Genomic DNA, 23,540 nt, shown 5'->3' with positions numbered 1-23,540 from the left:
ATCCGTAACAGGGCAAGGCGCTACAGCCTGTTTAAAACTCAGCGCTTTTGGCGGCCTGCGCAGGGCCTTAAATTTTGTGGCCTGCTGAGCTGTCGTAACCGACCGTAACCGGCATTCCGGCCCGCATGGACATTGCTTTTCCAACGATTAAAGACTCGGGGTCCGCTTGCGCCAGAAATTTACGCATATCAGCATCGGGCGTGATGGGCAGCGTTTGCGGATCGTCGTCAATAGATTCTGACAGCGGCTGGTGCACCTCCACCAGATAGCGGCCGTCCGGCTCACGGGATGCCTTAATCGGCGTATTAATGATATTGACGCGCTCGCCAGGCTGTACGTTGTCATATAACCACTTAATATCATTATCGCGCAGGCGAATGCAGCCTGAGCTTACGCGCATGCCGATGCCAAAGTCGGCGTTGGTGCCGTGCAGCAGATAAACCCCGCCCTGGGCTGCCAGACGAATAGCGTGATGCCCCATAGGATTATCCGGCCCGGCCGGGACAACCGCCGGCAAAATTATGCCCTGAGCTTTGTAGCGCGCCCGGATATTCGCCGTGGGCGTCCATGTCGGATTGGTGCGTTTTTCAGAAACGGTTGTCAGCATAGTAGGGGTGACGGTGTCATCGCCAGGTTGCCCAATCCCGATTGGGAAGACCACGACGTTTTGCTTACCGGGAGGATAATAGTAGAGCCGCAGTTCTGCCAGGTTAATAACGATGCCCTGGCGTGGCGCATCGGGTAATAGTGACTGAAGCGGGATGGTCAGTACGCTGCCCGGACGCGGCATATACGGGTCAACGCCCGGGTTGGCCTGAAGCAGCCCAAGAAAACCGACGTTATATTTCCTGGCAATGGCCTCAAGCGATCCGCCGTCGCGGGCGACGGCGTGGTAGCGGTTCTCGCCTACAACCCGGCTGCCCGGCGGCGGAAGCGGCCAGGTGTTAGCGACGGCAGACAGAGCGCTTAACGCGCACGCTGTGGTGATGCCCAAAGCAATCAGCCAGCGGAATAAACGTGAAAAGGTTATCATGGTGTTAAAAATTGGATCCATATTTAAATAAAAAGGGATTATGCGTGGGGGTCTGTCGGGAAAGCCTGGCCGTTTGCAAGGGTTTGTAAATATGGCCGGTTGAGCGCCCCCGCAAGCAGGGGCGCCGAAATACACTTATACGATAGCGTTTTCAGCCAGTTGCCGCATAAAGTCGCGTACCCAGTCCATACGCGCTTTGCGTTCCTCCAGGGCCTGGGTAAAGCGCAGCCGGGTCGGGCCATCCAGCCGGTAGTGCTGGGGCTGCTTTTGCAAAAGGCCGATAAGCCAGGCGGGATCGATATGGTTTTGTTCGCCGAACTCCATCATGCCGCCTTTCTCGTTAGCTTCTAGTTTACGAATACCGAGTTTTTGCGCCTGCTGGCGTAGCGCCGCGATATCCAGCAGCGTGCGCGCCGCATCGGGCAGTTTGCCAAACCTATCGATGAGTTCAACCTTAATATCATCCAGCTCGCCGGCGTTTTTTGCGCTGGCGATACGCTTATAAAATGACAGGCGCGTGTTGACGTCAGGGATAAAATCATCGGGCAACAGAGCGGGTATCCGCAGTTCTACTTCCGTCTGCTGGCTGGTTAAATCCTCAAGCGACGGCTCGCGCCCGGCCTTTAGCGCATCAACGGCGTTTTCCAGCAGCTCCATATACAGCGAGAAGCCGATAGTTTCCATCTGGCCGCTCTGATCTTCGCCCAGCAGTTCGCCTGCGCCGCGAATTTCAAGATCGTGCGTGGCAAGCGCGAATCCGGCGCCAAGATCTTCGAGCGAGGCGATCGCTTCCAGGCGTTTCTGGGCATCGCTGGTCATTGCTTTTGGATGCGGCGTTAACAGCCAGGCGTAGGCCTGATGATGCGAGCGCCCGACGCGGCCTCGCAGTTGGTGTAACTGAGCCAGGCCAAAATGGTCTGCGCGCTCGATGATAATGGTATTGGCGGTGGGGATGTCGATGCCGGTTTCGATGATGGTGGTACACACCAGTACGTTAAAGCGCTGGTGGTGGAAATCGTTCATTACCCGTTCCAGCTCGCGCTCGCGCATCTGGCCATGTCCGATGGCGATACGCGCCTCCGGCACCAGTTCTTCAAGGCGCTGCGCGGCTTTCTGTATGTTTTCCACATCGTTATAAAGATAGTACACCTGTCCGCCGCGCAGGACTTCGCGCAGGATCGCTTCGCGTACCACCAGGCTGTCGTATTCACGCACAAAGGTTTTTACCGCCAGGCGACGCGCGGGCGGCGTGGCGATAATCGACAGATCGCGCATACCGCTCATTGCCATATTCAGCGTGCGCGGAATGGGCGTGGCAGTAAGGGTGAGGATATCCACATCGGCGCGCATAGCTTTAATACGCTCCTTGTGCCGCACGCCGAAGCGGTGCTCCTCATCAACGATTAACAGCCCCAAATCGCGCCATTTTAGATCGCTCATCAGAAGCTTATGGGTGCCTATCAGGATATCCACTTTGCCGTCTGCCGCCTGTTCCAGCACCTGCGCCTGCTCTTTGGCGCTGCGAAAACGAGACAGCATTTCAATGCGTACCGGCCAGTTGGCGAAACGGTCGCGGAAGTTATCGAAATGCTGTTGGGCCAGCAGCGTGGTGGGCACCAGCACCGCTACCTGCTTGTGGTTTTCCACCGCGAGGAAGGCTGCGCGCATGGCGACTTCGGTTTTACCGAAGCCTACGTCGCCGCACACCAGCCTGTCCATTGCCAGCGGTTGACACATATCGCTCAGCACGGCGTTAATGGCCTGCGCCTGATCCGGCGTGGTTTCAAACGGGAAGCTGTCACAAAAAAGCCGGTATTGTTCCTTATCATGCTTAAAGGCGAAGCCGGCTTTAGCGGCGCGCTGGGCGTAAATATCCAACAGTTCGGCAGCGACATCCCGCACTTTTTCTGCGGCCTTCTGGCGCGCTCGCGTCCAGGCATCGCCGCCAAGCTTGTGCAGCGGCGCATTTTCTTCCGCTCCGCCTGCGTAGCGGCTGATAAGGTGTAAAGAGGTAACCGGGACGTAAAGTTTGGCGTCGCCTGCGTAGGTGAGAATCAGATACTCACCCTTGATGCCGCCTGCTTCCAGCGTCGTCATTCCCGCGTAGCGGCCTACGCCGTGCTCCAGATGGACTACCGGCTGGCCGGGGTGCAGTTCAGCCAGGTTGCGGATCAGTATGTCCGGGTTGATGGCGCGGCGGCTTTCCTGGCGGCGGCGGCCAACGCGCTCGCCAAGCATATCGCTTTCACAAATGAGAGCCCGGTTGCGCCAGGTGTCGATAAAGCCGTGCTCGCTGGCGCCAATAGTCAGCCAGCGGCCGCCGGGCGCGGCGTCATCCAGGCGCTGAATAGGTTTCGGCGCAATTTTGATACGCGCCAGCAGTTCTCCCAGCGCTTCGCGGCGGCCCTCGCTCTCTACGGAGAAAATAACCGCGCCGTCAAAATGCTCAAGAAAGCGGCGCAGATTATCCAGCGGCGCCTTTTGCTGCGGCTGTACGGAAAGGTCGGGCAGGGGTTTATAGCCAAGGTTGACGTTGGCGGCCTTTTGCGCCAGCGATTCTTTCTTTAACTGTATCCGCGGCCAGCCTTTCAGCGCGCCGTGCAGTTCATCCGGCGCCAACCACAGCGCGGCGGGGGGCAGCAGCGGGCGCATCGGATCGACGCGGCGGTTTTCATAGCGGGCATTCACATCAACCCAGAAGCGTTCAGCGCTTTGCGCCAGATCGCCGGTGTTAATGACCAGCGTATTTTTCGCAAAGTAGCTGAACAGCGGCGGCAGCGGTTCGTTAAAAAATAGCGGCTGCCAGTATTCAATACCCGCAGGCAGCATGCCTTTGCTCACTTGCTGATAAATATGCTCCGGATCGCGGCGCACCTCGAACGTATCGCGCCACTGGCTGCGAAACAGCTCGATTGCCGCTTTGTCGGTTGGGAACTCGTGGGCCGGAAGCAGGTTGACTGCCTCAACTTCTTCGAGCGTGCGCTGGCTGTCTACGTCAAACAGGCGCAGGCTGTCCAGCTCATCGTCAAAAAAATCAAGCCGATAGGGCGATTCGCTGCCCATCGGCCACAGGTCGAGCAGCGCGCCGCGTGTGGCATATTCGCCGTGCTCCATGACCTGATCCACATGGCGATAGCCCGCATTTTCCAGCCGATCGCGCAGCGCGTCTCGCGACAGCGTTTGGCCTTTGGTCAATACCAACGCGTGAGCGTGCAGATAATTGTGCGGGCAAACGCGCTGCATCAGGGTATTGACCGGCAAAATGAGCACGCCATGGCGCATGGTCGGCAGATGATAGAGCGTGGAGAGGCGGGATGACACAATATCCTGGTGCGGCGAGAAACTATCGTAAGGCAGGGTTTCCCAGTCGGCGAGGCTCAGGACCTGCGTGTCAGCAAATTGCTGAACCTCGTCCTGTAGCCGCAGCGCATTTTGCATATCGGGCGCGATCAGCACGATGGGCCCGGGGTGTCGCTGCGCGATTTCCGCTACTTCACTGGCGCAGGCAGCGCCGGTAAGTTCGCCAAACTGGCGCTGGTCGCCCGCGCTTACCGGCAGGCTGTATCGATTTTGTTCAGACATAGAAAAGCGACTGTCTCTCTGCTGTGGCCCGCGCGGTGCGTGGGTAAATTCCGTAGGATTGCCAGAGCATTATTATCGCTTATCAATCGAACCTGGCAAGCGCGTTTGCCCACAGGGCATAAATCAGGCGCGATGAGCGCCTCCTGCGGGGCCGCCTGAACACCGTTAAAGCGCCCGCGCAGCGCTGTAACAGCAGGTCGCCGGTAAGCCTGCGAGAGAGCTTACGATGAGAAGCCGAAATAGTGTGTATAGCGCGAGGCTTAGTTACTGTACGCCCGGCGCCAGCGTATGCAGGCCGTACAGCGTGAGGGTGAAAGGGCTTATGGCTTTAATTAAAATGCGATGAGTCGTGTAAGCGATATAGCGCATTATCAGATAGCCGGGAATAAAGAAAATACGGCATGCGCAACGGTGCAAGGCAGGCATTGCCGTAGATCCACCGTTTGGGGATATACGCGACATTACCCTGTAGCCGCCCCGGAATATGCGGATAAAACGCGATGACGCTGTGGTCTGGCGCCACCAGACAAATATATAAACCTTTTATCTGGTTAATCCACAGTTGCTTGTTTTTCATACTTACCCGGTATGTCAGCGGGAAGGAATTCGGGAGGAGATGCGAAATCGACACCGGTTTCGTACTCCAGTTAACCGCTTTTGTAACGTATTGACATATTTAAGAAAAACTTCAGGTTAGTTTCTGTTTGCGATTCTGATTTTCATAATCCGGGAAAATAAGTTTATTTTGTTGATTTAACAAGCTTTTTTATGCGATACGCCTCCTGAAAAACGTTATCTTTCATTTACCTGCTGCGGTATCGCTTATATACTCCACGCTCAATCTCTAAAACCGCGGTGACACGGATTTCATGTATCAACCTGTCGCGTTATTTATTGGCCTGCGTTATATGCGCGGGCGTGCAGCGGACCGCTTCAGCCGCTTCGTCTCCTGGCTTTCCACGATAGGCATTACGCTTGGCGTAATGGCGCTGGTAACCGTACTGTCGGTGATGAACGGTTTTGAGCGTGAGTTGCAAAACAACATCCTGGGGCTGATGCCGCAGGCGCTTATCACCTCGGCCAAAGGTTTCATTAATCCCGAACAACTTCCCGCCGCCAGGCTTAACCTGCAGGGCGTAAACCGCGTGGCGCCGCTAACTACAGGCGATGTGGTGTTGCAAAGCCCGCGTGGCGTGGCCGTGGGCGTAATGTTAGGCATTATGCCGCAGGAAAACGATCCGCTTACGCCGTATCTGGTTAACGTTAGCCAGAGCGCGCTGGAGGCCGGAAAGTACAACGTTATTCTCGGCGAGCAACTGGCCGGGCAGCTTGGCGTTAAACGCGGCGACAGTGTTCGCATTATGGTGCCTTCCGCCAGCCAGTTTACCCCTATGGGGCGTCTGCCGAGCCAGCGGCTGTTTAACGTGGCGGGAACTTTTGCCGCCAACAGCGAAGTTGACAGCTATCAATTGCTGGTCAATCAGCAGGATGCATCACGCCTGATGCGCTACCCGGCGGGGAATATCACCGGCTGGCGGCTTTTTCTGAATCAGCCGCTGGCGGTAGATACGCTCAGCAAACAGGCGCTGCCGGAGAGCGCGCAATGGCAGGACTGGCGCGCGCGCAAAGGCGAGCTGTTCCAGGCCGTGCGCATGGAAAAAAATATGATGGGGCTGCTGCTAAGCCTGATTGTCGCCGTGGCGGCGTTTAACATTATCACCTCGCTTGGCCTGATGGTGATGGAAAAGCAGAGCGAGGTGGCGATTCTCCAGACCCAGGGGCTGACGCGGCGCCAGATAATGGCGGTGTTTATCGTCCAGGGGGCCAGCGCCGGCGTGATTGGCGCGCTGCTTGGCGCGCTGCTCGGCACGCTGCTGGCCAGCCAGCTTAATAACCTGATGCCGGTGATTGGCGCAGCGCTTGACGGCGCGGCGCTGCCTGTGGCCGTTGAGCCGGTTCAGGTTATCGTCATTGCGCTGGCCGCGATGGCCGTTGCGTTGCTTTCCACGCTTTACCCGTCATGGCGCGCCGCCGCCACCCAACCCGCTGAGGCTTTACGTTATGAGTAATTCGGTGCTGTTACAGTGTAACAAACTGTGCAAACGCTATCAGGAAGGTAAAGTGCATACTGATGTACTGCACGATGTCAGCTTCAGCATCGGCATGGGCGAGATGATGGCGATTGTCGGCAGTTCGGGGTCAGGCAAAAGTACGCTTTTGCACCTGCTGGGCGGGCTGGATACGCCGACTTCCGGCGAGGTTATTTTTGACGGGCGGGCGGTGAGCGCAATGTCTTCATCGCTCAAGGCCGAGTTACGCAACCGCGAACTGGGCTTTATCTATCAGTTTCATCACCTGTTGGCGGATTTTACCGCGCTGGAAAATGTGGCGATGCCGCTGCTGATTGGCCGTAAAAAGGGCGCTGAGATTGAAACACGCGCTCGCGATATGCTCACGGCGGTGGGGCTTGCGCATCGCGCGGATCATCGCCCGTCTGAACTGTCCGGCGGTGAGCGCCAGCGCGTAGCGATTGCCCGCGCGCTGGTGAATAACCCGCGTCTGGTGCTGGCAGACGAGCCAACCGGCAACCTTGATGCCCGCAACGCGGACGCCATTTTCGACCTGCTCGGTGAACTCAACGTGCGTCAGGGTACGGCGTTTCTGGTCGTCACTCACGACCTGCAACTGGCCAAACGCCTGTCGCGGCAACTGGAAATGCGCGATGGCCGCCTGAGCCCGGAACTGACGCTAACGGGGGCGGACTAATGGCTTCGCCGCTTTCATTACTGATTGGGCGCCGCTTTAGCCGCGGACGCCGGCGCGGCGGTATGGTCTCGCTTATCTCCGCTATTTCCACCACCGGCATCGCCCTGGGCGTGGCCGTGCTGATTGTCGGCCTCAGCGCCATGAACGGTTTTGAGCGCGAGCTGAATAACCGCATTCTGGCGGTGGTGCCGCACGGCGAAATTGAACCGGTACATCAGCCGTTTGAAGGCTGGAAGGATGTGTTGGCGCGCGTTGAGAACGTTAAAGGCATTGTCGCTGCCGCGCCTTATATTAACTTCACCGGCCTGATTGAGAGCGGAAGTAGCCTGCGCGCGGTTCAGGTAAAAGGCGTCGATCCGGCGCAGGAGGCGCGTTTGAGCGCGCTGCCGGGCTTTGTGCGGAACAACGCCTGGGGGCGTTTTCATGACGGCGCGCAGCAAATTATTATTGGTAAAGGCGTGGCCGATGCCCTGAAGGTGAAGCAGGGCGACTGGATTTCTATCATGATTCCCAATAATGCCGACAGTGGCCGGAAGCTGCTGCAACCAAAGCGCGTGCGTCTGCAAATTGCCGGAATACTTCAGCTTAGCGGCCAGCTTGATCACAGTTTCGCTATGGTGCCGTTGCAGGATGCTCAGAATTATATGGATATGGGAAGCAGCATTACGGGGATCGCCATCAAAGTGCGCGACGTTTTTAACGCCAACAAGCTGGTGCGTGATGCCGGCCAGGTGACCGATAGCTATGTTTATATCAAAAGCTGGATTGGCACTTATGGCTACATGTACCGCGATATTCAGATGATCCGCGCCATCATGTATCTGGCGATGGTGCTGGTCATTGGCGTGGCCTGCTTCAACATTGTATCCACGCTGGTCATGGCGGTAAAAGATAAAAGCAGCGACATTGCGGTGTTGCGCACGCTGGGGGCGAAAGATGGGTTAATTCGCGCCATCTTTATCTGGTACGGGCTGCTGGCGGGGCTGCTGGGCAGCATCACTGGCGCGGCGCTGGGCGTGCTGGCGTCGTGGAAGCTAACGGATATTATCCGCGGGATTGAACGGCTGACCGGGCATCATTTCCTGTCAGGCGATATTTACTTTATTGATTTTCTGCCGTCTGAACTGCACTGGCTGGATGTGGTATATGTGCTGATTACCGCGCTGCTGTTAAGCCTGCTGGCAAGCTGGTATCCGGCGCGGCGCGCGAGCAATATCGATCCGGCGCGCGTGCTGAGCGGGCAGTAAACGCGGGCAGGCGATGCGCCGGGGCTTCCGGGGCTTTCCTGGCGGTGCCGCTGCCGAGGCAGAAGCCATAGCGAAAGCGCTGTGAATAACTGAACAGGCGCGCCACGGTGACGCGCACGGTATGCGCGGCGCTTCTTCATCTTGCGCAATAGCAACCTGAGGACTCTATGCAATCGCGACGTTTACACCGTTTCAGGAAAAATAAACGCCAACTGCGCCAGCGGTTACGACAGCGAATTTTTTTCACAGACAGAGCGGGGCCAGACGTGATGGAACGACCCAGAATTGTGGTACTGACCGGGGCGGGCATCTCCGCCGAATCAGGCATAAGGACATTTCGCGCCGCAGACGGCCTGTGGGAAGAGCACCGAGTGGAAGATGTGGCGACGCCGGAAGGCTTCAGCCGCGATCCGCAGCTCGTGCAGAATTTTTATAACGCCCGCCGCCGCCAGCTTCAGCAACCGGAAATCCAGCCTAACGCGGCGCACCTGGCGCTGGCGAAACTGGAACAGGCGTTCGGCGATCGCTTTTTGCTGGTTACGCAAAACATTGATAATCTGCACGAACGCGCGGGCAATGTGAACGTTATACACATGCACGGCGAACTGCTGAAGGTGCGCTGCGCCCGCAGCGGCCAGACGCTGGCGTGGGAAGGAGATGTGAGCGCCGCAGACCGCTGCCATTGCTGTCAGTTCCCCGCGCCGCTGCGCCCGCACGTAGTGTGGTTCGGAGAAATGCCGCTCGGGATGGATGACATTTACCAGGCGCTGGCGAAGGCGGACGTGTTTATCGCCATTGGCACCTCCGGCCACGTTTATCCGGCGGCGGGTTTTGTGCATGAAGCCCGTCTGCAGGGCGCGCATACGGTGGAGTTAAATCTGGAGCCAAGCCAGGTCGGCAGTGAATTCGAAGAAAAGCACTACGGGCTGGCAAGCCAGGTGGTGCCTGCGTTTGTGGAAAAACTGCTGAAGGGGCTGTGAACCGGCGCCGCCTCAGTCTGCTGACCAGGAAGAAAAAACGGGGTTTTTCCTTCCTGGTGGTTAGCAGGCGAAAATCAATGAATTGATTTTCCTGATTTATGGTGTGCCGCCCATCCTGACTGCGACAGGATGGGGGATCATCAGTCTCAGGCGATACGCGTAAGCCTGAGCGCAGGAGAGGCGCTTAACGCCCTGCCTTCAGCCGTTGATAATACGTTTCATACAGCGTGCTGGCGTTGCCTACGTCGTTTTGCCATTCGCCTTTTTCCACAATCGCTTCAGGCGGATAGAGCGTTTGGTCACCGGCGATTTTGGGATCAAGCAGCTTGCGGGCCGCCAGGTTTGGCGTAGGGTAACCGATGGTTTGCGCTACCTCTTTAGCTACCTCCGGGCGCAGCAGGAAGTTAATGAGCTTCAGCGCGCCGTCAACGTTTTTCGCATTCGTGGGGATAGCCAGGCTGTCCATCCAGAAGATGCCGCCTTCCTGCGGCCAGACTACCGTTAGCGGCGTGCCGGCCTGGCGGGCCACCCAGGCGGAGCCGTTCCACACCATACCCAGATTCACTTCCCCTTCCATATAGGGGTTAGCCGGGTTATCAGAATTGAACGCCGCTACGTTCGGCATCAGCTTTTGCAGCTCTTTGTACGCAGCCTCAATCTCTTTCGGGTCGGTCGAGTTGCCGGAGTAGCCCAGCTTGCGTAGCGCCATCTGGAACACTTCGCGAGCGTCGTCGGTTAAAAGCAGGCTGTTTTTGTATTCCGGTTTCCACAGGTCTGCCCAGCGGGTAATACTGGCCGGATCAATGGCATCGCCGTTTACGCCAATGGCCGTTGCGCCCCAGATATAGGGAATGGAGTAATCGTTGTCAGGATCGAATGGTTTGTTCAGCATCTGCGGGTCGAGATTGCTGAAGTTGCTAAGTTTACTTTTGTCGATCTTCTGGATCATGCCTTCTTTGCGCATCTTATCGACAAAATAGGTGGATGGCACCACCAGATCGTACGCCCCGTCTTTATAGGTTTTTAGCTTGGCATACATGGTTTCATTCGACTCATAGGTCGAATAGATAACTTTAATGCCGGTTTCTTTGGTGAACTGTTCCAGCAGGCCTGGCGGCACGTACTCAGTCCAGTTGTAAAAGTAGAGCGTTTTGCCGTCGTCGGCATGGGCGGCGCTCATGCCCAGAGCCAGAGCGCCCGCCGTCAGCAGGCGGCGTGACCATTTTTTCATTCTAACGTCCCCTGAGTTCTGGCCTGCCGGGGCAGGCCGTTAATAAAGTTGAAAGCGTGCGGCCTTCAGGCCCGGCCGCGGGTCTTATCGCGGGCGATAAGCTGGCTGATGATGACAAGCGCCAGCGACAGTAACAATAAAATGGTCGCCAGCGCGTTAACTTCCGGCGACACGCCCACTTTCACCATCGAATAAATCTTTAAGGGCAGAATCTCATAGCCTGGCCCGGTGACAAACGATGATACAACCACATCGTCCATTGATAGCGTAAAGCTCAGCAGCCAGCCTGCGGCTACCGCCGGCATCGCCAGCGGCAGGATAATTTTGCGCAGAATAGTGAATTCGCTGGCGCCAAGATCCTTTGCCGCCTCCAGCATTCGTACATCAAATCCCTTAAGGCGCGAATAGACCGATACCACCACAAACGGCAAACAGAAGGTGATATGCGAGAACAGCAGCGACCAGAAACCAAGCTTAATGCCGAGCAGCATAAACAGCACCAGCAGGGAAATGGCCATAACAATATCCGGCGACATCATCACCACAAACAGCATACCGCTCACAAACGGTTTGCCGCGAAAGCGGTAGCGGTAGAGCGCCACCGCAGTGAGCGAACCGATGAGCGTGGCGAAGCTTGCCGATACCACGGCCATTGTTAGCGAATGCTGCGCGGCCTGAAGCAGGCTATCGTTATTTATCAAAAGGCTGTACCATTTGGTCGTCAATCCCTGCCAGCTAATACCAAAACGCGAACTGTTAAACGAGTTCACAATAAGTATAACGATAGGAATATACAAAAAGGCGTAAATGGCGGACATAAAACCGCCGCGAAGCCAGCGACCCATCATTCCAGTTCCACCTTCTTGTTAAGCAGGCGCGAGGCGCGCCAGTAGACTAACAGCATCAGCCCCATCACTACGGTCAGCGTGATGCTGGTGGCCGCGCCAAACGGCCAGTCGCGGATGTTCAGAAACTGGCTCTTAATCACATTGCCGATAAGCAGATTTTTGGCGCCGCCCATTAGATCAGAGACATAGAATAGCCCCATCGCTGGCAGCATCACCAGCAGGCAACCGGCGATAATACCCGGCATGGTCAGCGGAATGACAATGCGGATAAAGGTTTGCAGCTTGCTTGCGCCGAGATCGCGCGCGGCCTCAAGCAGCGGCTTGTCGAGCTTTTCGATGCTGGAGAAAAGCGGCATCACCATAAACGGCAGCAGAATATAGACTAGACCGATAATCACCGCGCCCGGCGTGTACATAATACGAACCGGCGTATCAATCAGGCCGGTCCACAGCAGGAACTCGTTAAGGTAGCCGCGGGTGCTGAGAAAAATTTTCAGGCCGTAGATGCGAATCAGCGAGTTGGTCCAGAACGGCACTATCAGCAAAAACAGCATCAGCGGGCGAAGCCGGGCGGGCAGCTTTGCCAGAAACCACGCGAACGGCCAGCCGAGCAGCAGGCAGGCCGCGGTTGCCAGTAACGCCATATTCAACGAGTGCAGCAGCACGTCGAAATAGAGCGGGTCTGACAGGCGTGAATAGTTATCCAGCGTGAAGACCATACTGACGAAATTCGCGTCGTCGCGGGTCAGGAAACTGGTGATGATTATCATCAGATTAGGCAGGAAAACAAACAGCACCAGCCAGCCGACAATAGTGGCTATCACCCCATTCTGGAACTTACGCGAGTTCTTCATCAGCCAGCACGACCTCCCAGCTTTCAACCCAGGTTACCGCCATTTTCTGATTCAGCGAGTGGTCAAAATCGGGATCGTCTTCGTTAAAGAATTCGCTCACCATCACCATCCTGCCGTTTTCCAGCTCCACGGTCGATTCCAGCGTCATGCCTTTGTAGTTGCGCTCGCGCACGTAGCCGATAAAGCCTTCTACATCCTGCGTGTGCGCATCGTTAATCTCTTCCACGCGCACATCTTCAGGGCGCAGCAGCACTTTCAGGCGCTGGCCTGGCGTTACCGGGAAGCTAACGTAGATATTGCACTCGCGGCCTTCCACGCTTGCGCGCACGCGCTGTTCGTCCACGCGCGTAATCACGATGGCGTCAAATATATTGATTTCGCCGATAAAGCTTGCCACAAACAGATTGCTCGGTTCTTCGTAGATTTCTCGCGGGGTGCCGTCCTGCTCAATTTTACCGTCGCGCATCACTACGATGCGGTCTGACATGGTTAGCGCCTCTTCCTGATCGTGGGTGACGAACACAAACGTAATGCCGAGTTTGCGCTGAAGCGCCTTGAGCTCATTTTGCATCTGCTTGCGTAGTTTATAATCAAGCGCGGAGAGCGATTCATCAAGCAGCAGCAGGCGCGGTTTGTTCACCACGGCGCGGGCAATCGCCACGCGTTGCTGTTGGCCGCCGGAAAGCTGATGCGGGCTTCGTTGGGCGAAGGATTCAAGCTGCACCATTTTCAGCGCTTCTTCCACGCGCGGCGCGATCTCCGCCGCAGGGCATTTTTGCATCCGCAGGCCAAAGGCGACGTTTTCAAATACCGTCATGTGGGGGAAGAGGGCATAGCTTTGAAAAACGGTGTTAACGTGGCGGTTTTCCGCCGGATCGTGGGTAATATCCCGGTCTTCGAGAATAATTGTTCCTTCATCGACGCTTTCCAGCCCGGCGATAAGCCGCAGTACGGTAGTTTTGCCGCAGCCGGAAGGCCCCAGCAGCGTCAGAAATTCGCCGTGGTTGATCGTCAGAGAAAGATCGGAGATAACGCTTTTGCCGTCAAAACTTTTGCCGATGCCCGACAGTTGTACCAGCGGTGAAAGTGAACGTCTCTTTGTATTCAATTTCTTACTCGGTCCCGTATTGGGGCGCCGGTAGGCACCGACGCGGGGTGTGTAGTAAACCCTCTCAGGTTGACGCGATCAGATAATTAACCGCGTAAAGCGGACGCGAAAACACAGCGGCCTACGCCGGTTAAGGGCAGGCATTCTACGGCAAAGCGCGCAAATCGCCAATGCTCTCAGGGCAATATGGCGATAACGGCGCAAAGACAGCGGTTAAAGCGGGTAGCGTGAGCTTAATTGTAAGTAACGATCACGTTTGTTGAGGGGATTTTTTCAAAGATGCAAGCCGAAAAGTGACCTGAAGCAATATTTGTTGCAGAGCGGTTACTGATAATGAACATCAGTTTCAAGAGGGCGGACGCATGGATAAATTACTGGAAAGGTTTTTGCACTATGTCTCCCTGGATACCCAATCCAGGCCAGGTGTAAAACAGGTGCCAAGCACGGAAGGGCAGTGGAAGCTGTTACGCCTGCTTCAGACGCAGATGGAAGAGCTGGGGTTGGTTGATGTTACCCTGAGTGAGCACGGCACGCTAATGGGCAGGCTGCCGTCTAACGTGAGTACGCCGACGCCGGCTATTGGCTTTATCGCTCACGTGGATACCTCGCCGGATTTTACGGGCAAAAAGGTGAACCCGCAGATAGTGGAAAACTATCGCGGCGGCGATATTGCGCTCGGCGTTGGCGATGAAGTGCTGTCGCCGGTGATGTTTCCCGTGCTCCACCAGTTGCTGGGTCAGACGCTTATTACTACCGATGGTAAAACGCTGCTCGGCGCCGACGACAAGGCAGGTATAGCGGAAATCATGACCGCGCTTGCGGCTATAAAGGCAATGAAAACGCCGCACGGCGACATTTGCGTGGCGTTTACGCCTGACGAAGAAGTGGGCCGGGGCGCGGAGTATTTTGACGTAGAGGCGTTCGGGGCCGAATGGGCCTACACCGTTGACGGCGGCGGCGTGGGCGAGCTGGAAATTGAGAACTTTAACGCCGCGTCGGTGAATATTAAAATCGTCGGCAATAACGTCCATCCGGGAACGGCCAAAGGCGTTATGGTCAATGCGCTCTCGCTGGCTGCGCGCATCCATGCCGAGGTGCCTGCGCAGGAAAGCCCGGAGTGTACCGAAGGCTATGGCGGTTTTTATCATCTCGCCAACCTCAAAGGCAGCGTTGAACGCGCCGAAATGCACTATATTATCCGTGATTTTGACCGCGAACAGTTTGAGGCGCGCAAGCGCAGGATGATGAATATTGCTAAGCGCGTCGGCAAAGGCCTGCATCCGGACTGCTATATTGAGCTTGTTTTTGAAGACAATTATTACAATATGCGCGAGAAGGTGACGGCGCATCCGCATATTGTTGAGCTGGCGCAGCAGGCCATGCGCGACTGCGGTATTGAACCACAGATGAAGCCGATTCGCGGCGGTACAGACGGCGCGCAACTGTCGTTTAAGGGGCTGCCGTGTCCGAATATTTTCACCGGCGGCTATAACTACCACGGCAAGCATGAGTTTGTGACGCTTGAAGGCATGGAAAAGGCGGTGCAGGTTATTATACGTATTGCCGAGCTCACAGCGCAGCGCGCGAAGCCGTAACGGGTAACGGGATGGAATGGTTTTCCCATCCGTTAACGCGTAGCGATTAAAGTAAAAACGCCCCTGCATAAACCATGCAGGGGCGTTTTTATAGTGTCCTGAGGTTAGTCGGTGAAATACCAGTAGCCGCTGTTGATAAGCGCAGCCAGCGTTGCAAGGAATGAAGGATCATCCAGCGCGTCGCCAAAGTGTTGGGCGTTAAGCTCGATGGCGTCGGCCAGCGCATTAAGCGCCGGGCGGTGCGGGCTTTCCACCTTTTCGCCGTTGACGAACACCTCTTCCCCGATGCGCAGCACGCGCAGGCCGCCAAGCCGGGTCAGCGTATCGCCCTGGGCAAGCGCGTCGTAAATCTCGTCTGGCTGATACGGCGGCTCAGGCGCCGCGATGTCCAGTTCATGGCGCGGCTGGGTAATGAACTCGCCAAACCATTCGCGCAACTGAACGGGGTCGTTAATCAGCGCCAGCATCATTTCTCGCATGCTGTCCAGCTCCTGAGGCAGGATCTCGGCAGGGCTGGCGCGGGCTGGCACGTCCGGGTCGGCGTAGCGCTGGCTGCCTGACTCGCGGCTGAGCACAAAATCGGCAAAGCCGCTGATAAGTTCGCGGGCGCTCGGCGCGCGAAAGCCGACCGAGTAGTTCATGGCATTTTCCAGCGAGTAGCCTTCGTGCGGGAAGCCGGGCGGAATATACAAAATGTCGCCTGATTCAAGCTCCTCATCAATGATGGCGGTAAACGGATCGACCTGGAGTAAATCGGGATGCGGGCAGTGCTGCTTCATCGGCGTTTTCTCGCCCACGCGCCAGCGGCGGCGGCCAATCCCCTGAATAATAAAAACGTCATACTGATCGAGGTGCGGGCCGACGCCGCCGCCTGGCACAGAGAAGGAGATCATTAAATCATCCACGCGCCAGTCGGGCAGCGCGCGAAAGGGGCGCATCAGCGCCGCGGTGGGTTCGTGCCAGTGGTTCACGGCCTGCACCAGCAGCGACCAGTTGCTTTCACCCATGTGATCGTAGCTTTCAAACGGCCCGTGGCTGACCTGCCATTTGCCGTCAAGATGGCTGACAAGGCGGCTGTCTACCTCGCTTTCCATTGCCAGCCCGGCCAGTTCGTCTGGTGAAATAGGATCGATAAAGTTGGCAAACCCGCGTTTTATCACTACCGGGCGCTTTTGCCAGTAGCGTTGAAGAAAGTCGGGCCAGTTAAGCGCTAAGTGATAGTCCATATGTTTTCCATCGCACGAGAAATGGTGTCTATTCTGGCACAGGCGCGGGCGTTCGTCGTGAAGAATCTCCGGGCTATGCCCCGTCATCGCCGGGGCGCTGGCGGCCAAATATTACCTCCATACGCGCGCCGCCCGCTGTGCCGCTCGCAGCGCGGATCTCGCCGCTATACTGGCCAACCACGTCACGCGCCACCGAAAGCCCAACGCCCTGGCCGGGGCGTAGCGTATCGATACGCTGGCCGCGCTCAAATATCACCGCCCGCTTGTCTTGCGCAATGCCTGGCCCATCGTCTTCGACAATCAGATGCAGGGTGTCGTTCTGTTGGCGGGCGCTGATGTCCACAAACTCCAGGCAATATTTGCAGGCGTTATCCAGCACGTTGCCGAGCACTTCCATAAAGTCGTTTTTCTCGCCGATAAAGACCGTTTCCGGCGAGATATCCAGCGTTATCACGACGCCTTTACGCTGATAAACCTTATTGAGCGCCGAGGCCAGGCTGTCAAGCAACGGGGCGACCGGATGCAGCTTGCGGCTAAGGAGCGCGCTGGTGCCGCGCATGCTGGCGCGATGCAGGTAATAGCCTGTTTGCTGAGAGATTCGGCTTATTTGCTCCAGCATAACTGGCTCGGCCTGCTCCAGGTCCAGTTTATGGGTGCGCAGCGAACGTAGCGTGCTTTGCAGCACGGCGAGCGGTGTTTTCAGGCTGTGGGTGAGGTCGGTGAGCGTGGTACGGTATTTGTCGTGGCGCTCGCGCTCGCTTTTGAGCAACTGATTGAGATTATTCACAAGGCTCGTCAGTTCGCGGGTCGTATCCGGATTAAGGCTGTCGCGGTTATGTTGTTCGAGTTCGCGCACCTCGCGCGCCAGCGCTTCGATAGGGCGCAGACTCCAGCGGGCCGCCAGCCACAGCAGGGGGATAACCAGCAACAGATTGGCCAACAGGATGTAAATCAGCCAGTTCCACACTCTGTAGGCGCGATTGAGTTCGCCGGGGATAATATCGATCACCGCAATAGTGAGCGCAGGCAGGGAGGCGGTGGCCGGGTAGCGGTTGATCGCGACCGAGTGGGTCATATCGTCGTCGTTTTCTGCTTCGAGAAACGCTTTTAGCCGCTGTTGCAGCAGGGGGTTATTGTGCAGCAGCGCGTTAGTGAGGCTGTAGTGGGTTTCCAGTTCGTGAAAGCCGTTGGTCGTAAGCCATTCGCGACGTATCTTTTTCACCACATCCGGCACGGCGCGCTGTTGCCAAAGCAAATTACCGCTGTCGTCATAAATCAGCGTCAGCGTAGGGCTTTGCCTGTTGAGGTTTTCCGGCATGTGAACGCTGATGCGTCCGTCGCGCCACTCGGCCAGTGTGTAGAAGAGGTTGCTTTCGCCGCGCAGCAGGCGAAACGAGGTTTTGTCAACGCTAACGCTGTAGCCCACCAGCGTTACCATGCCATAGGCCAGCGACAAAACGATCATGACGACGGCGCTGGCCAGCAGAAAGCGGACCCGCAGCGACAAAGGGTGAAAATGGCGGCGTAATCTCATTATTCAGGATTGAAACGGTAGCCCTGGCTGCGCACGGTGGTAATCACTTCGCCGGCGTACTCGGCCTGGATTTTTTTACGCAGGCGGCCCATCAGCACGTCAATTGTGTGGCTCTCGCGCAGCCCGGCATCGGGGTAGAGCTGGCGCATCAGGGCCTCTTTACTGACCACTTTTCCGGCGTTGCGGATAAGCGTTTCTGTGATGGTGTATTCAAATGCGGTCAGCTTAATTACGCGTTCGTTGACGGACAGCTCGCGGCGCGACAAATCCACCTGAAACGGCGGTATTGCGATGGTTTGCGAGGCAAGGCCGCTGCTGCGGCGTATCAGCGCCTGCATGCGCGCGACGACCTCTTCGAGATGAAAAGGCTTAGTGACGTAATCATCGGCGCCGGCGCCCAGCACTTCAACTTTATCCTGCCAGCCTTCCCGGGCGGTGAGCACCAGCACGGGCACCGTTACCTTATGCCCACGCCAGCGGCGGATAAGGGATACGCCGTCTTCATTGGGCAACCCCAGATCCACAATGGCGATGTCCGGCGTGTGCTCGTGCAGGTAGTAGTCCGCTTCTCTGGCATCTTCAGCCGCATCGACCTGATGGCCCAGCTCGCGCAGTTGCACCGACAAATGATGGCGCAGCAGCGCATTATCTTCCACAACAAGAACGCGCATGATGTCTCCCTGTTAATGCGGTAGTTTGCGCATAGGTTAACGTAGATTACCGTTATAAGGGGAAATAATCTCCGGTAATGGCCCTGGCGCTGCGGGTTCAGCGCATGACCGAGCGCGCTATCCGCGCGTAAGTGTGGCGTATGCCGCGGATTGCCACGCTATAGGCAAAGATGTTTTCCGGCAGCGCCAGCCCCGGATAGCCGGTGTCGCCGATATGGTGTAGATCGGCGCCGGCCATTTTGCTCATCAGCGCTATCTGGCGAATTGTCTCTTTGTCTGCGCCTTCCTGAGAGGTGCCTATGGTTGTCATCGCCAGCGCGCCGCGGCGCTGGGCCGCCTCAATCAGCTGCGCGACCTTTTGCTGCGTCATGCCCGGGATAGTGCCGGGCGCCGGGATAAGCACAATATCCGCGCCGCTATCGACAAAGCGGGCGATATCCTCCTCACTGATAAGCTGGCTGCCGCTTTCGCGCACGATACCCGCGCCGTGCATTTTACCGGTCGCCAGCGTCAGCCTGTCGCCCACGGCAGCGCGGATTTCTGCCAGCGCCTGCGCCAGCGCGGCGTTGCTGACGCCGTTATTGGGGTTGCCGGTCAGCACCACCAGACGCGCGCCCATATCATAAAGCCGGCGAGCGTTATCGGCCGTGGCGGCGCGCCCGCGCGTCATGCGCCAGATATCCTGATGCTGGCTTGTAAACGCCGGATCGACGGCCTCCAGATTAACGCCCAACACACGTCCGGTCAGGCGCTGTAGTTCGCGCAGCGTATCAGCGGGAGCGGCGCCTTCCGGTAGTCCGGCAATAGCGGGATTATCGACGTCAAACAGATTAAGCAGCAGGATATCGGCGCCCTGGCTTGCGGCCAGCTCGGCATTGGTGATGCCGTTTAGCAGCGGTTGAGTCGCGCCAATCGTTTCACTAACGAGCACCCGGCCTTCGCTGGCGCGAATAGCGTAAATCAGCCCGGCTCTGTTGATATCACGCAGCTCAGAGGCGCTGCAATCAAGGTAACGTTTCATTACTGTCCCCTTTTATATTTCTCACGCTGAGCGTAGCGCGAAAAAATGATAAATATAACCGATATTATTGTCTGTATACGTATTACCGGATTCCTGCATTTACCGCGCCTGGATGACAATATTTATACACCATGCGAAGCGGCGACGGATGATATTAACGGAAAAGATAAGAATATTACGGCAATCTGTATTTTATTTGTGCGCTTTTCGTTATTTAATTCGTTGATTTAACGGTATTATTTTAATTTTCTTTAATATATTGATGGTGGTTATGGGTTGCTTTTACATATTGATGTAATGAATGGTTTTTGCTAATTCCCCAGAGTGTCGGATATACACTTTACAAGTTAGTGCATTCTGATTTAATAAAGTCCGCAAAATTATTGGGTCAACGTTTATTCCAGCATGGTGGCGCTTCGCGGTAAACATTTATCGGTATCGCAGGCGAACCCGGATGCGAATGCTGTTATCGGCCTGACCTGCGCGCCTGATGGGCCTGGGCTTATGGCTATGGGCGGTAGCATGTCTTTTTTATACCGGGCTTTATTCTGAAACCGACAACGGAGGTCAGTAATGACAGACGCTCTCCCGGCTTTACTCTTTAGCCACAACCACCACCGGCTGAACGTACAAAACTGTGACGCTCCCCTTGACGTACTGGCCCTGGAAGGCCGCGAATCCCTGAGCCGCCCGTTTCGCTGGGTGATTGAATTTACTTCTACTGACCATGCCCTCACCGCGCAGCGCATGTTGCTCAAACCGGCCTCGCTGGTGCTGCATGCAAAAGTGGCGCAGGCCTGGGGCGTGCCGCTTCAGCAGCCTGTGCGCACCGTGCAGGGCGTAGTGACGGCGTTTCGCCGGCTTTCTTCTTCCCGTGATGAAACCCGCTACGCCCTGACGCTGCGCCCGCGCCTTGCGCTGCTAAAGCGCAGCCATCAGAACGCCATCTACCAGGATATGTCGGTGCCGCAGATTGTGGAAAAAATCCTGCGCGAGCGTCACGGTATGCGCGGCCAGGATTTTTCGTTTGACCTGACGCGGGAATATCCGCGCCGGGAGCAGGTGATGCAGTATGGCCAGGACGACCTTGCGTTTATCAGCCGCCTGTTAAGTGAAGTGGGCATCTGGTTTCGCTTTAGCGCCGACACCCGGCTGCGTATTGACGTGGTGGAGTTTTTTGATGCGCAGAAAGGCTATGCGCCGCAACTCACCTTACCGGCGGTGGCGCCTTCCGGCATGCACGATGGCGCGGTGGAGTCGGTGTGGGGCATGGAAAGCCTTCATCGCGTGGTGGAGAAATCGGTGTTCACCCGGGATTATAACTATCGCGATGCGGCGGCCGATATGGATATGCAGGCGGACATCACCGCCGGAGATGACACCACCTACGGCGAGGCGTATCACTTTGCGGATAACTACCTGACGCAGGGAGACGCGCTGAAGGCGGAGCCGGAAAGCGGCGCGTTTTACGCCCGCCTGCGCCACGAGCGTTATCTCTGTAACCAGACGCGGCTGAGCGGGGTGTGCAACGCGCCGTCGCTGGCGGCAGGCGCGTGCTTAAGCGTGAGCGGCGGCGGGGTGGATGATGTGTTTGCAAAAGGCGTGGTGATAACCGGGCTGCGCTGTAGCGCGCGGCGCGACAGGAGCCTGGAAACCGCGTTTACCGCCATCCCGGCCCGGGGGCGCTACGGCTTTCGCCCGCAGCTTACGGGGCGACCTGTGATGGCGGGCACGCTGCCGGCGCGCGTAACCAGCACCACGGAAAACGATATTTACGGGCATATAGATAAAGACGGGCGCTATCGCGTCAGCATGCTGTTTGACCGGGCTGCGTGGGAGACGGGATTTGAGAGTCTGTGGGTGCGCCAGGCCAGGCCGTATGCGGGAGACACTTACGGGCTGCACCTGCCGCTGCTGGCGGGCACGGAAGTGGCCATTGCCTTTGAAGACGGCAACCCGGACCGGCCTTATATTATCGGCGCGCTTCATACCTCCACGCATCCGGACCACGTTAACATCGCCAACTACCGGCGTAACGTGCTCAGGACTCCCACAAATAACAAAATAAGGCTTGACGATAACCGGGAAAAGGAATCGATAAAGATTTCGACGGAAAACGGCGGTAAGTCGCAGTTAAATCTGGGTTTTCTGGTGGATGCCCGCAGGGAGCGGCGCGGCAGCGGGTTTGAGCTGCGCACCGATTCCTGGGGCGCGCTGCGCGCCGGTAAGGGTATTTTTATCAGCGCGGACGAACAAAGTAAAGCGCAGGGGCAGGTGCTGGAAATGCAGCCTGCTATTAGTCTGCTTAAGGGGGCGCTGAATCAGTTAACAGAATGGGGAAATATTGCGCAGACGCACCACAGCCCCCCGCCGGACAAAGCGCAGTTAGATACGCTGTTAACAAATACCGAGGCGCTGAAGTCGCCTTCATTACTGATGAGCGCGCCGCAGGGTATGGCCGCACTCACGCCGGAAGCCCTGTTACTGAAAGGAGGGCAGGCGCTTTATGCCCAGAGTAATGGTGAAATTAACCTCGTCAGCGGCGCGCGTTTTTCTGCTCATGCTTCACACGGCATTTCACTGTTGTCGCAAAGCGATGGTCTTCGCATGGTGTCCGGAAAAGGGGCGCTGGAGATTGAATCGCACGGCGATGCAATGTCGCTGACGGCGCTCAACGACATTACCGTACAGACGGTACAGGGGCATCTGCAACTGACGGCCAAACAGGGTATTACGCTGGCCTGTGGCGGGGCCTATATTCGTCTTTCGCCCCAGGGGGAGATTGAAATTCATGGCCCTGGCCTGTTGAGTCTGAAAGGGCGGCACCGGCTGGAATCGCCGGCCAGTGAAGCGTTCCCGTTGCCTGAGTTACCGTCTTCTATATGCAAAGAGTGTTTGCGTCGGGCGCAGGCGCAGGGGCAGGGTTTTGTTGTGAGGGAGAATTAAGTATGGGCAGCAAATGGCTGGAAAAGCTACAGGCCTCGTGTGAAGGCCTGAAAGCAGACGCCCTGTTCATCCTGGTCGATCAGACGGGTTCGAATATGTCTTTAGTTTCTTCGCTTAACACCTTTCAGCCGCCGCTGGAGTGGTGTTTTCTGTTTGAAGGTCTGCCGGAAGAGGCGATGGAAGAAGATGCTCCTTTGCTTATTCAACTCTCGCTTTCGCGGCCGCTTGAGCGCCTTTGGCTGGCCGGGTTGCTGGCCGCGCCGGTGTGGCAGGAGCGCATTTTATTGCTTTGTTCGCGCTGGCCTTTTGTGAAGTTAGCCGCATGCCTGAAGCAATGCGTGGATGCGCAATGGGAGGGGCGCGGCGGAATTTTGCGCTTTTACGATCCACGGCTTTTCCCTCTACTGATGTCAACCGTGCTGGATGAACGCCAGCGAGCGTATTTGCTTGCCCCGGCGCTGTTCTGGAGCTGGCAGGATCGGGACGGAAAACTTCGGATGCTGCCAGGTGAGGAAAAAGCGCCGGATGGCGATGAGAGCCTGAAGATTGATCTTAGCGATGCGCAGATAGAAAAACTGTTGTGCGTCGGCGATACCAACCTTTTTATTCTTCATAACGGCGGCACGGAATCATACAGGCTGAGCGAAGAGCAGCTTTTTATGCGTTGCTATAACGCCATGCTGGAAGCAAATGAAAGAGGGTTGATTATTGATGCGCAGCGTGATGCGCATGTCGCGGCAACGTTGACCCCGTGGCGCAAAGTAGACGATGGCGTGACGCAATAAACGCAGAGGCGAAAAGGAGAAGGTGATGAAGGTATTCAGGGCAGGCGTGGCGCTGGCGGGGTTAATGCTGGCGAGCTGCCAGCAGGCGCCGGCGCAGGCGGCGGGCGGCGCCA

The 23,540-nt window shown here is 56.8% G+C and carries 17 protein-coding genes and 1 pseudogene; 7 read left to right on the top strand and 11 right to left on the bottom strand.

Annotation, left to right across the window (positions count from 1 at the left end):
• Window positions 1-67: 67 nt before the first annotated feature.
• The 3 genes and pseudogenes from ldtC to JJB97_RS07670 all read right to left on the bottom strand — a co-directional run.
• Window positions 68-1,033 (bottom strand): L,D-transpeptidase LdtC, encoded by a 966-nt coding sequence (gene ldtC, locus JJB97_RS07680; RefSeq protein ID WP_238713441.1) that lies wholly within the window; start codon window positions 1,031-1,033, stop codon window positions 68-70.
• A 135-nt stretch (window positions 1,034-1,168) separates the two neighbouring features.
• Complete coding sequence (mfd, locus tag JJB97_RS07675; RefSeq protein WP_238713440.1) at window positions 1,169-4,615, bottom strand: transcription-repair coupling factor; 3,447 nt, start codon at window positions 4,613-4,615, stop codon at window positions 1,169-1,171.
• A 357-nt stretch (window positions 4,616-4,972) separates the two neighbouring features.
• Window positions 4,973-5,192: pseudogene (locus JJB97_RS07670) on the bottom strand (acyltransferase family protein); the annotation flags it as partial.
• A gap of 292 nt (window positions 5,193-5,484) precedes the next feature.
• Here JJB97_RS07670 and lolC point away from each other — a divergent pair.
• From lolC to cobB, 4 genes are all read left to right on the top strand, one after another.
• Window positions 5,485-6,684: a lipoprotein-releasing ABC transporter permease subunit LolC gene (gene lolC, locus JJB97_RS07665; protein ID WP_238713439.1), complete on the top strand. Its 1,200-nt coding sequence runs from the start codon at window positions 5,485-5,487 to the stop codon at window positions 6,682-6,684.
• Window positions 6,677-7,381: a lipoprotein-releasing ABC transporter ATP-binding protein LolD gene (gene lolD, locus JJB97_RS07660; RefSeq protein WP_238713438.1), complete on the top strand. Its 705-nt coding sequence runs from the start codon at window positions 6,677-6,679 to the stop codon at window positions 7,379-7,381. The genes lolC and lolD overlap by 8 nt, the downstream gene beginning before the upstream one ends.
• A complete protein-coding gene (gene lolE, locus JJB97_RS07655) occupies window positions 7,381-8,628 on the top strand; it encodes a lipoprotein-releasing ABC transporter permease subunit LolE (RefSeq protein ID WP_238713437.1) in 1,248 nt (415 codons plus the stop codon). The genes lolD and lolE overlap by 1 nt, the downstream gene beginning before the upstream one ends.
• A gap of 167 nt (window positions 8,629-8,795) precedes the next feature.
• Window positions 8,796-9,608: a Sir2 family NAD+-dependent deacetylase gene (cobB, locus tag JJB97_RS07650; RefSeq protein ID WP_238713436.1), complete on the top strand. Its 813-nt coding sequence runs from the start codon at window positions 8,796-8,798 to the stop codon at window positions 9,606-9,608.
• A gap of 184 nt (window positions 9,609-9,792) precedes the next feature.
• On the opposite strand, the gene potD is transcribed toward cobB, so the two are convergent.
• The 4 genes from potD to potA form a co-directional block, all read right to left on the bottom strand.
• Window positions 9,793-10,839, bottom strand: a complete 1,047-nt coding sequence (potD, locus tag JJB97_RS07645; RefSeq protein ID WP_238713435.1) for a spermidine/putrescine ABC transporter substrate-binding protein PotD — start codon at window positions 10,837-10,839, stop codon at window positions 9,793-9,795.
• Between the two features lie 65 nt (window positions 10,840-10,904).
• Complete coding sequence (potC, locus tag JJB97_RS07640; RefSeq protein WP_238713434.1) at window positions 10,905-11,687, bottom strand: spermidine/putrescine ABC transporter permease PotC; 783 nt, start codon at window positions 11,685-11,687, stop codon at window positions 10,905-10,907.
• A complete protein-coding gene (gene potB / locus JJB97_RS07635; RefSeq protein WP_238713433.1) occupies window positions 11,684-12,541 on the bottom strand; it encodes a spermidine/putrescine ABC transporter permease PotB in 858 nt (285 codons plus the stop codon). The genes potC and potB overlap by 4 nt, the downstream gene beginning before the upstream one ends.
• Window positions 12,525-13,649 carry a spermidine/putrescine ABC transporter ATP-binding protein PotA gene (potA, locus tag JJB97_RS07630; RefSeq protein WP_238713432.1) on the bottom strand — a complete coding sequence of 375 codons (1,125 nt, stop codon included), beginning with the start codon at window positions 13,647-13,649 and terminating at the stop codon, window positions 12,525-12,527. Before potA ends, potB begins: the two co-directional genes overlap by 17 nt.
• 362 nt (window positions 13,650-14,011) lie before the next feature.
• On the opposite strand from potA, the gene pepT reads away from it, so the two are divergent.
• The gene (gene pepT / locus JJB97_RS07625; protein WP_238713431.1) at window positions 14,012-15,244 is read left to right on the top strand and encodes a peptidase T; all 1,233 of its coding nucleotides are present in this window, start codon (window positions 14,012-14,014) and stop codon (window positions 15,242-15,244) included.
• A 104-nt stretch (window positions 15,245-15,348) separates the two neighbouring features.
• On the opposite strand, the gene JJB97_RS07620 is transcribed toward pepT, so the two are convergent.
• The 4 genes from JJB97_RS07620 to JJB97_RS07605 all read right to left on the bottom strand — a co-directional run bounded on the left by JJB97_RS07620 (window position 15,349) and on the right by JJB97_RS07605 (window position 19,696).
• Entirely contained in the window at window positions 15,349-16,470 is a 1,122-nt protein-coding gene (locus tag JJB97_RS07620) for a ribosomal protein uL16 3-hydroxylase (RefSeq protein WP_238713430.1), read from the bottom strand.
• 73 nt (window positions 16,471-16,543) lie between these two features.
• Complete coding sequence (phoQ, locus tag JJB97_RS07615) at window positions 16,544-18,004, bottom strand: two-component system sensor histidine kinase PhoQ (protein WP_263457903.1); 1,461 nt, start codon at window positions 18,002-18,004, stop codon at window positions 16,544-16,546.
• Window positions 18,004-18,675 (bottom strand): two-component system response regulator PhoP, encoded by a 672-nt coding sequence (gene phoP, locus JJB97_RS07610; RefSeq protein WP_238713429.1) that lies wholly within the window; start codon window positions 18,673-18,675, stop codon window positions 18,004-18,006. The genes phoQ and phoP overlap by 1 nt, the downstream gene beginning before the upstream one ends.
• 97 nt (window positions 18,676-18,772) lie before the next feature.
• Window positions 18,773-19,696 carry a DUF7916 family protein gene (locus JJB97_RS07605; RefSeq protein ID WP_238713428.1) on the bottom strand — a complete coding sequence of 308 codons (924 nt, stop codon included), beginning with the start codon at window positions 19,694-19,696 and terminating at the stop codon, window positions 18,773-18,775.
• 573 nt (window positions 19,697-20,269) lie between these two features.
• Here JJB97_RS07605 and JJB97_RS07600 point away from each other — a divergent pair.
• Both JJB97_RS07600 and JJB97_RS07595 read left to right on the top strand, forming a co-directional pair.
• Window positions 20,270-22,642, top strand: coding sequence for a type VI secretion system Vgr family protein (locus JJB97_RS07600; RefSeq protein WP_238713427.1), 2,373 nt, complete (start codon window positions 20,270-20,272; stop codon window positions 22,640-22,642).
• Between the two features lie 2 nt (window positions 22,643-22,644).
• A complete protein-coding gene (locus tag JJB97_RS07595) occupies window positions 22,645-23,427 on the top strand; it encodes a DUF4123 domain-containing protein (protein WP_238713426.1) in 783 nt (260 codons plus the stop codon).
• Window positions 23,428-23,540 lie beyond the last annotated feature (113 nt).

Origin of the sequence: Tenebrionibacter intestinalis (assembly GCF_016632365.1) — a bacterium.
GTDB lineage: Bacteria > Pseudomonadota > Gammaproteobacteria > Enterobacterales > Enterobacteriaceae > Tenebrionibacter > Tenebrionibacter intestinalis.
Note: the sequence above shows the minus strand (reverse complement) of the source record. Positions and strands in the feature narration are given on the sequence as shown.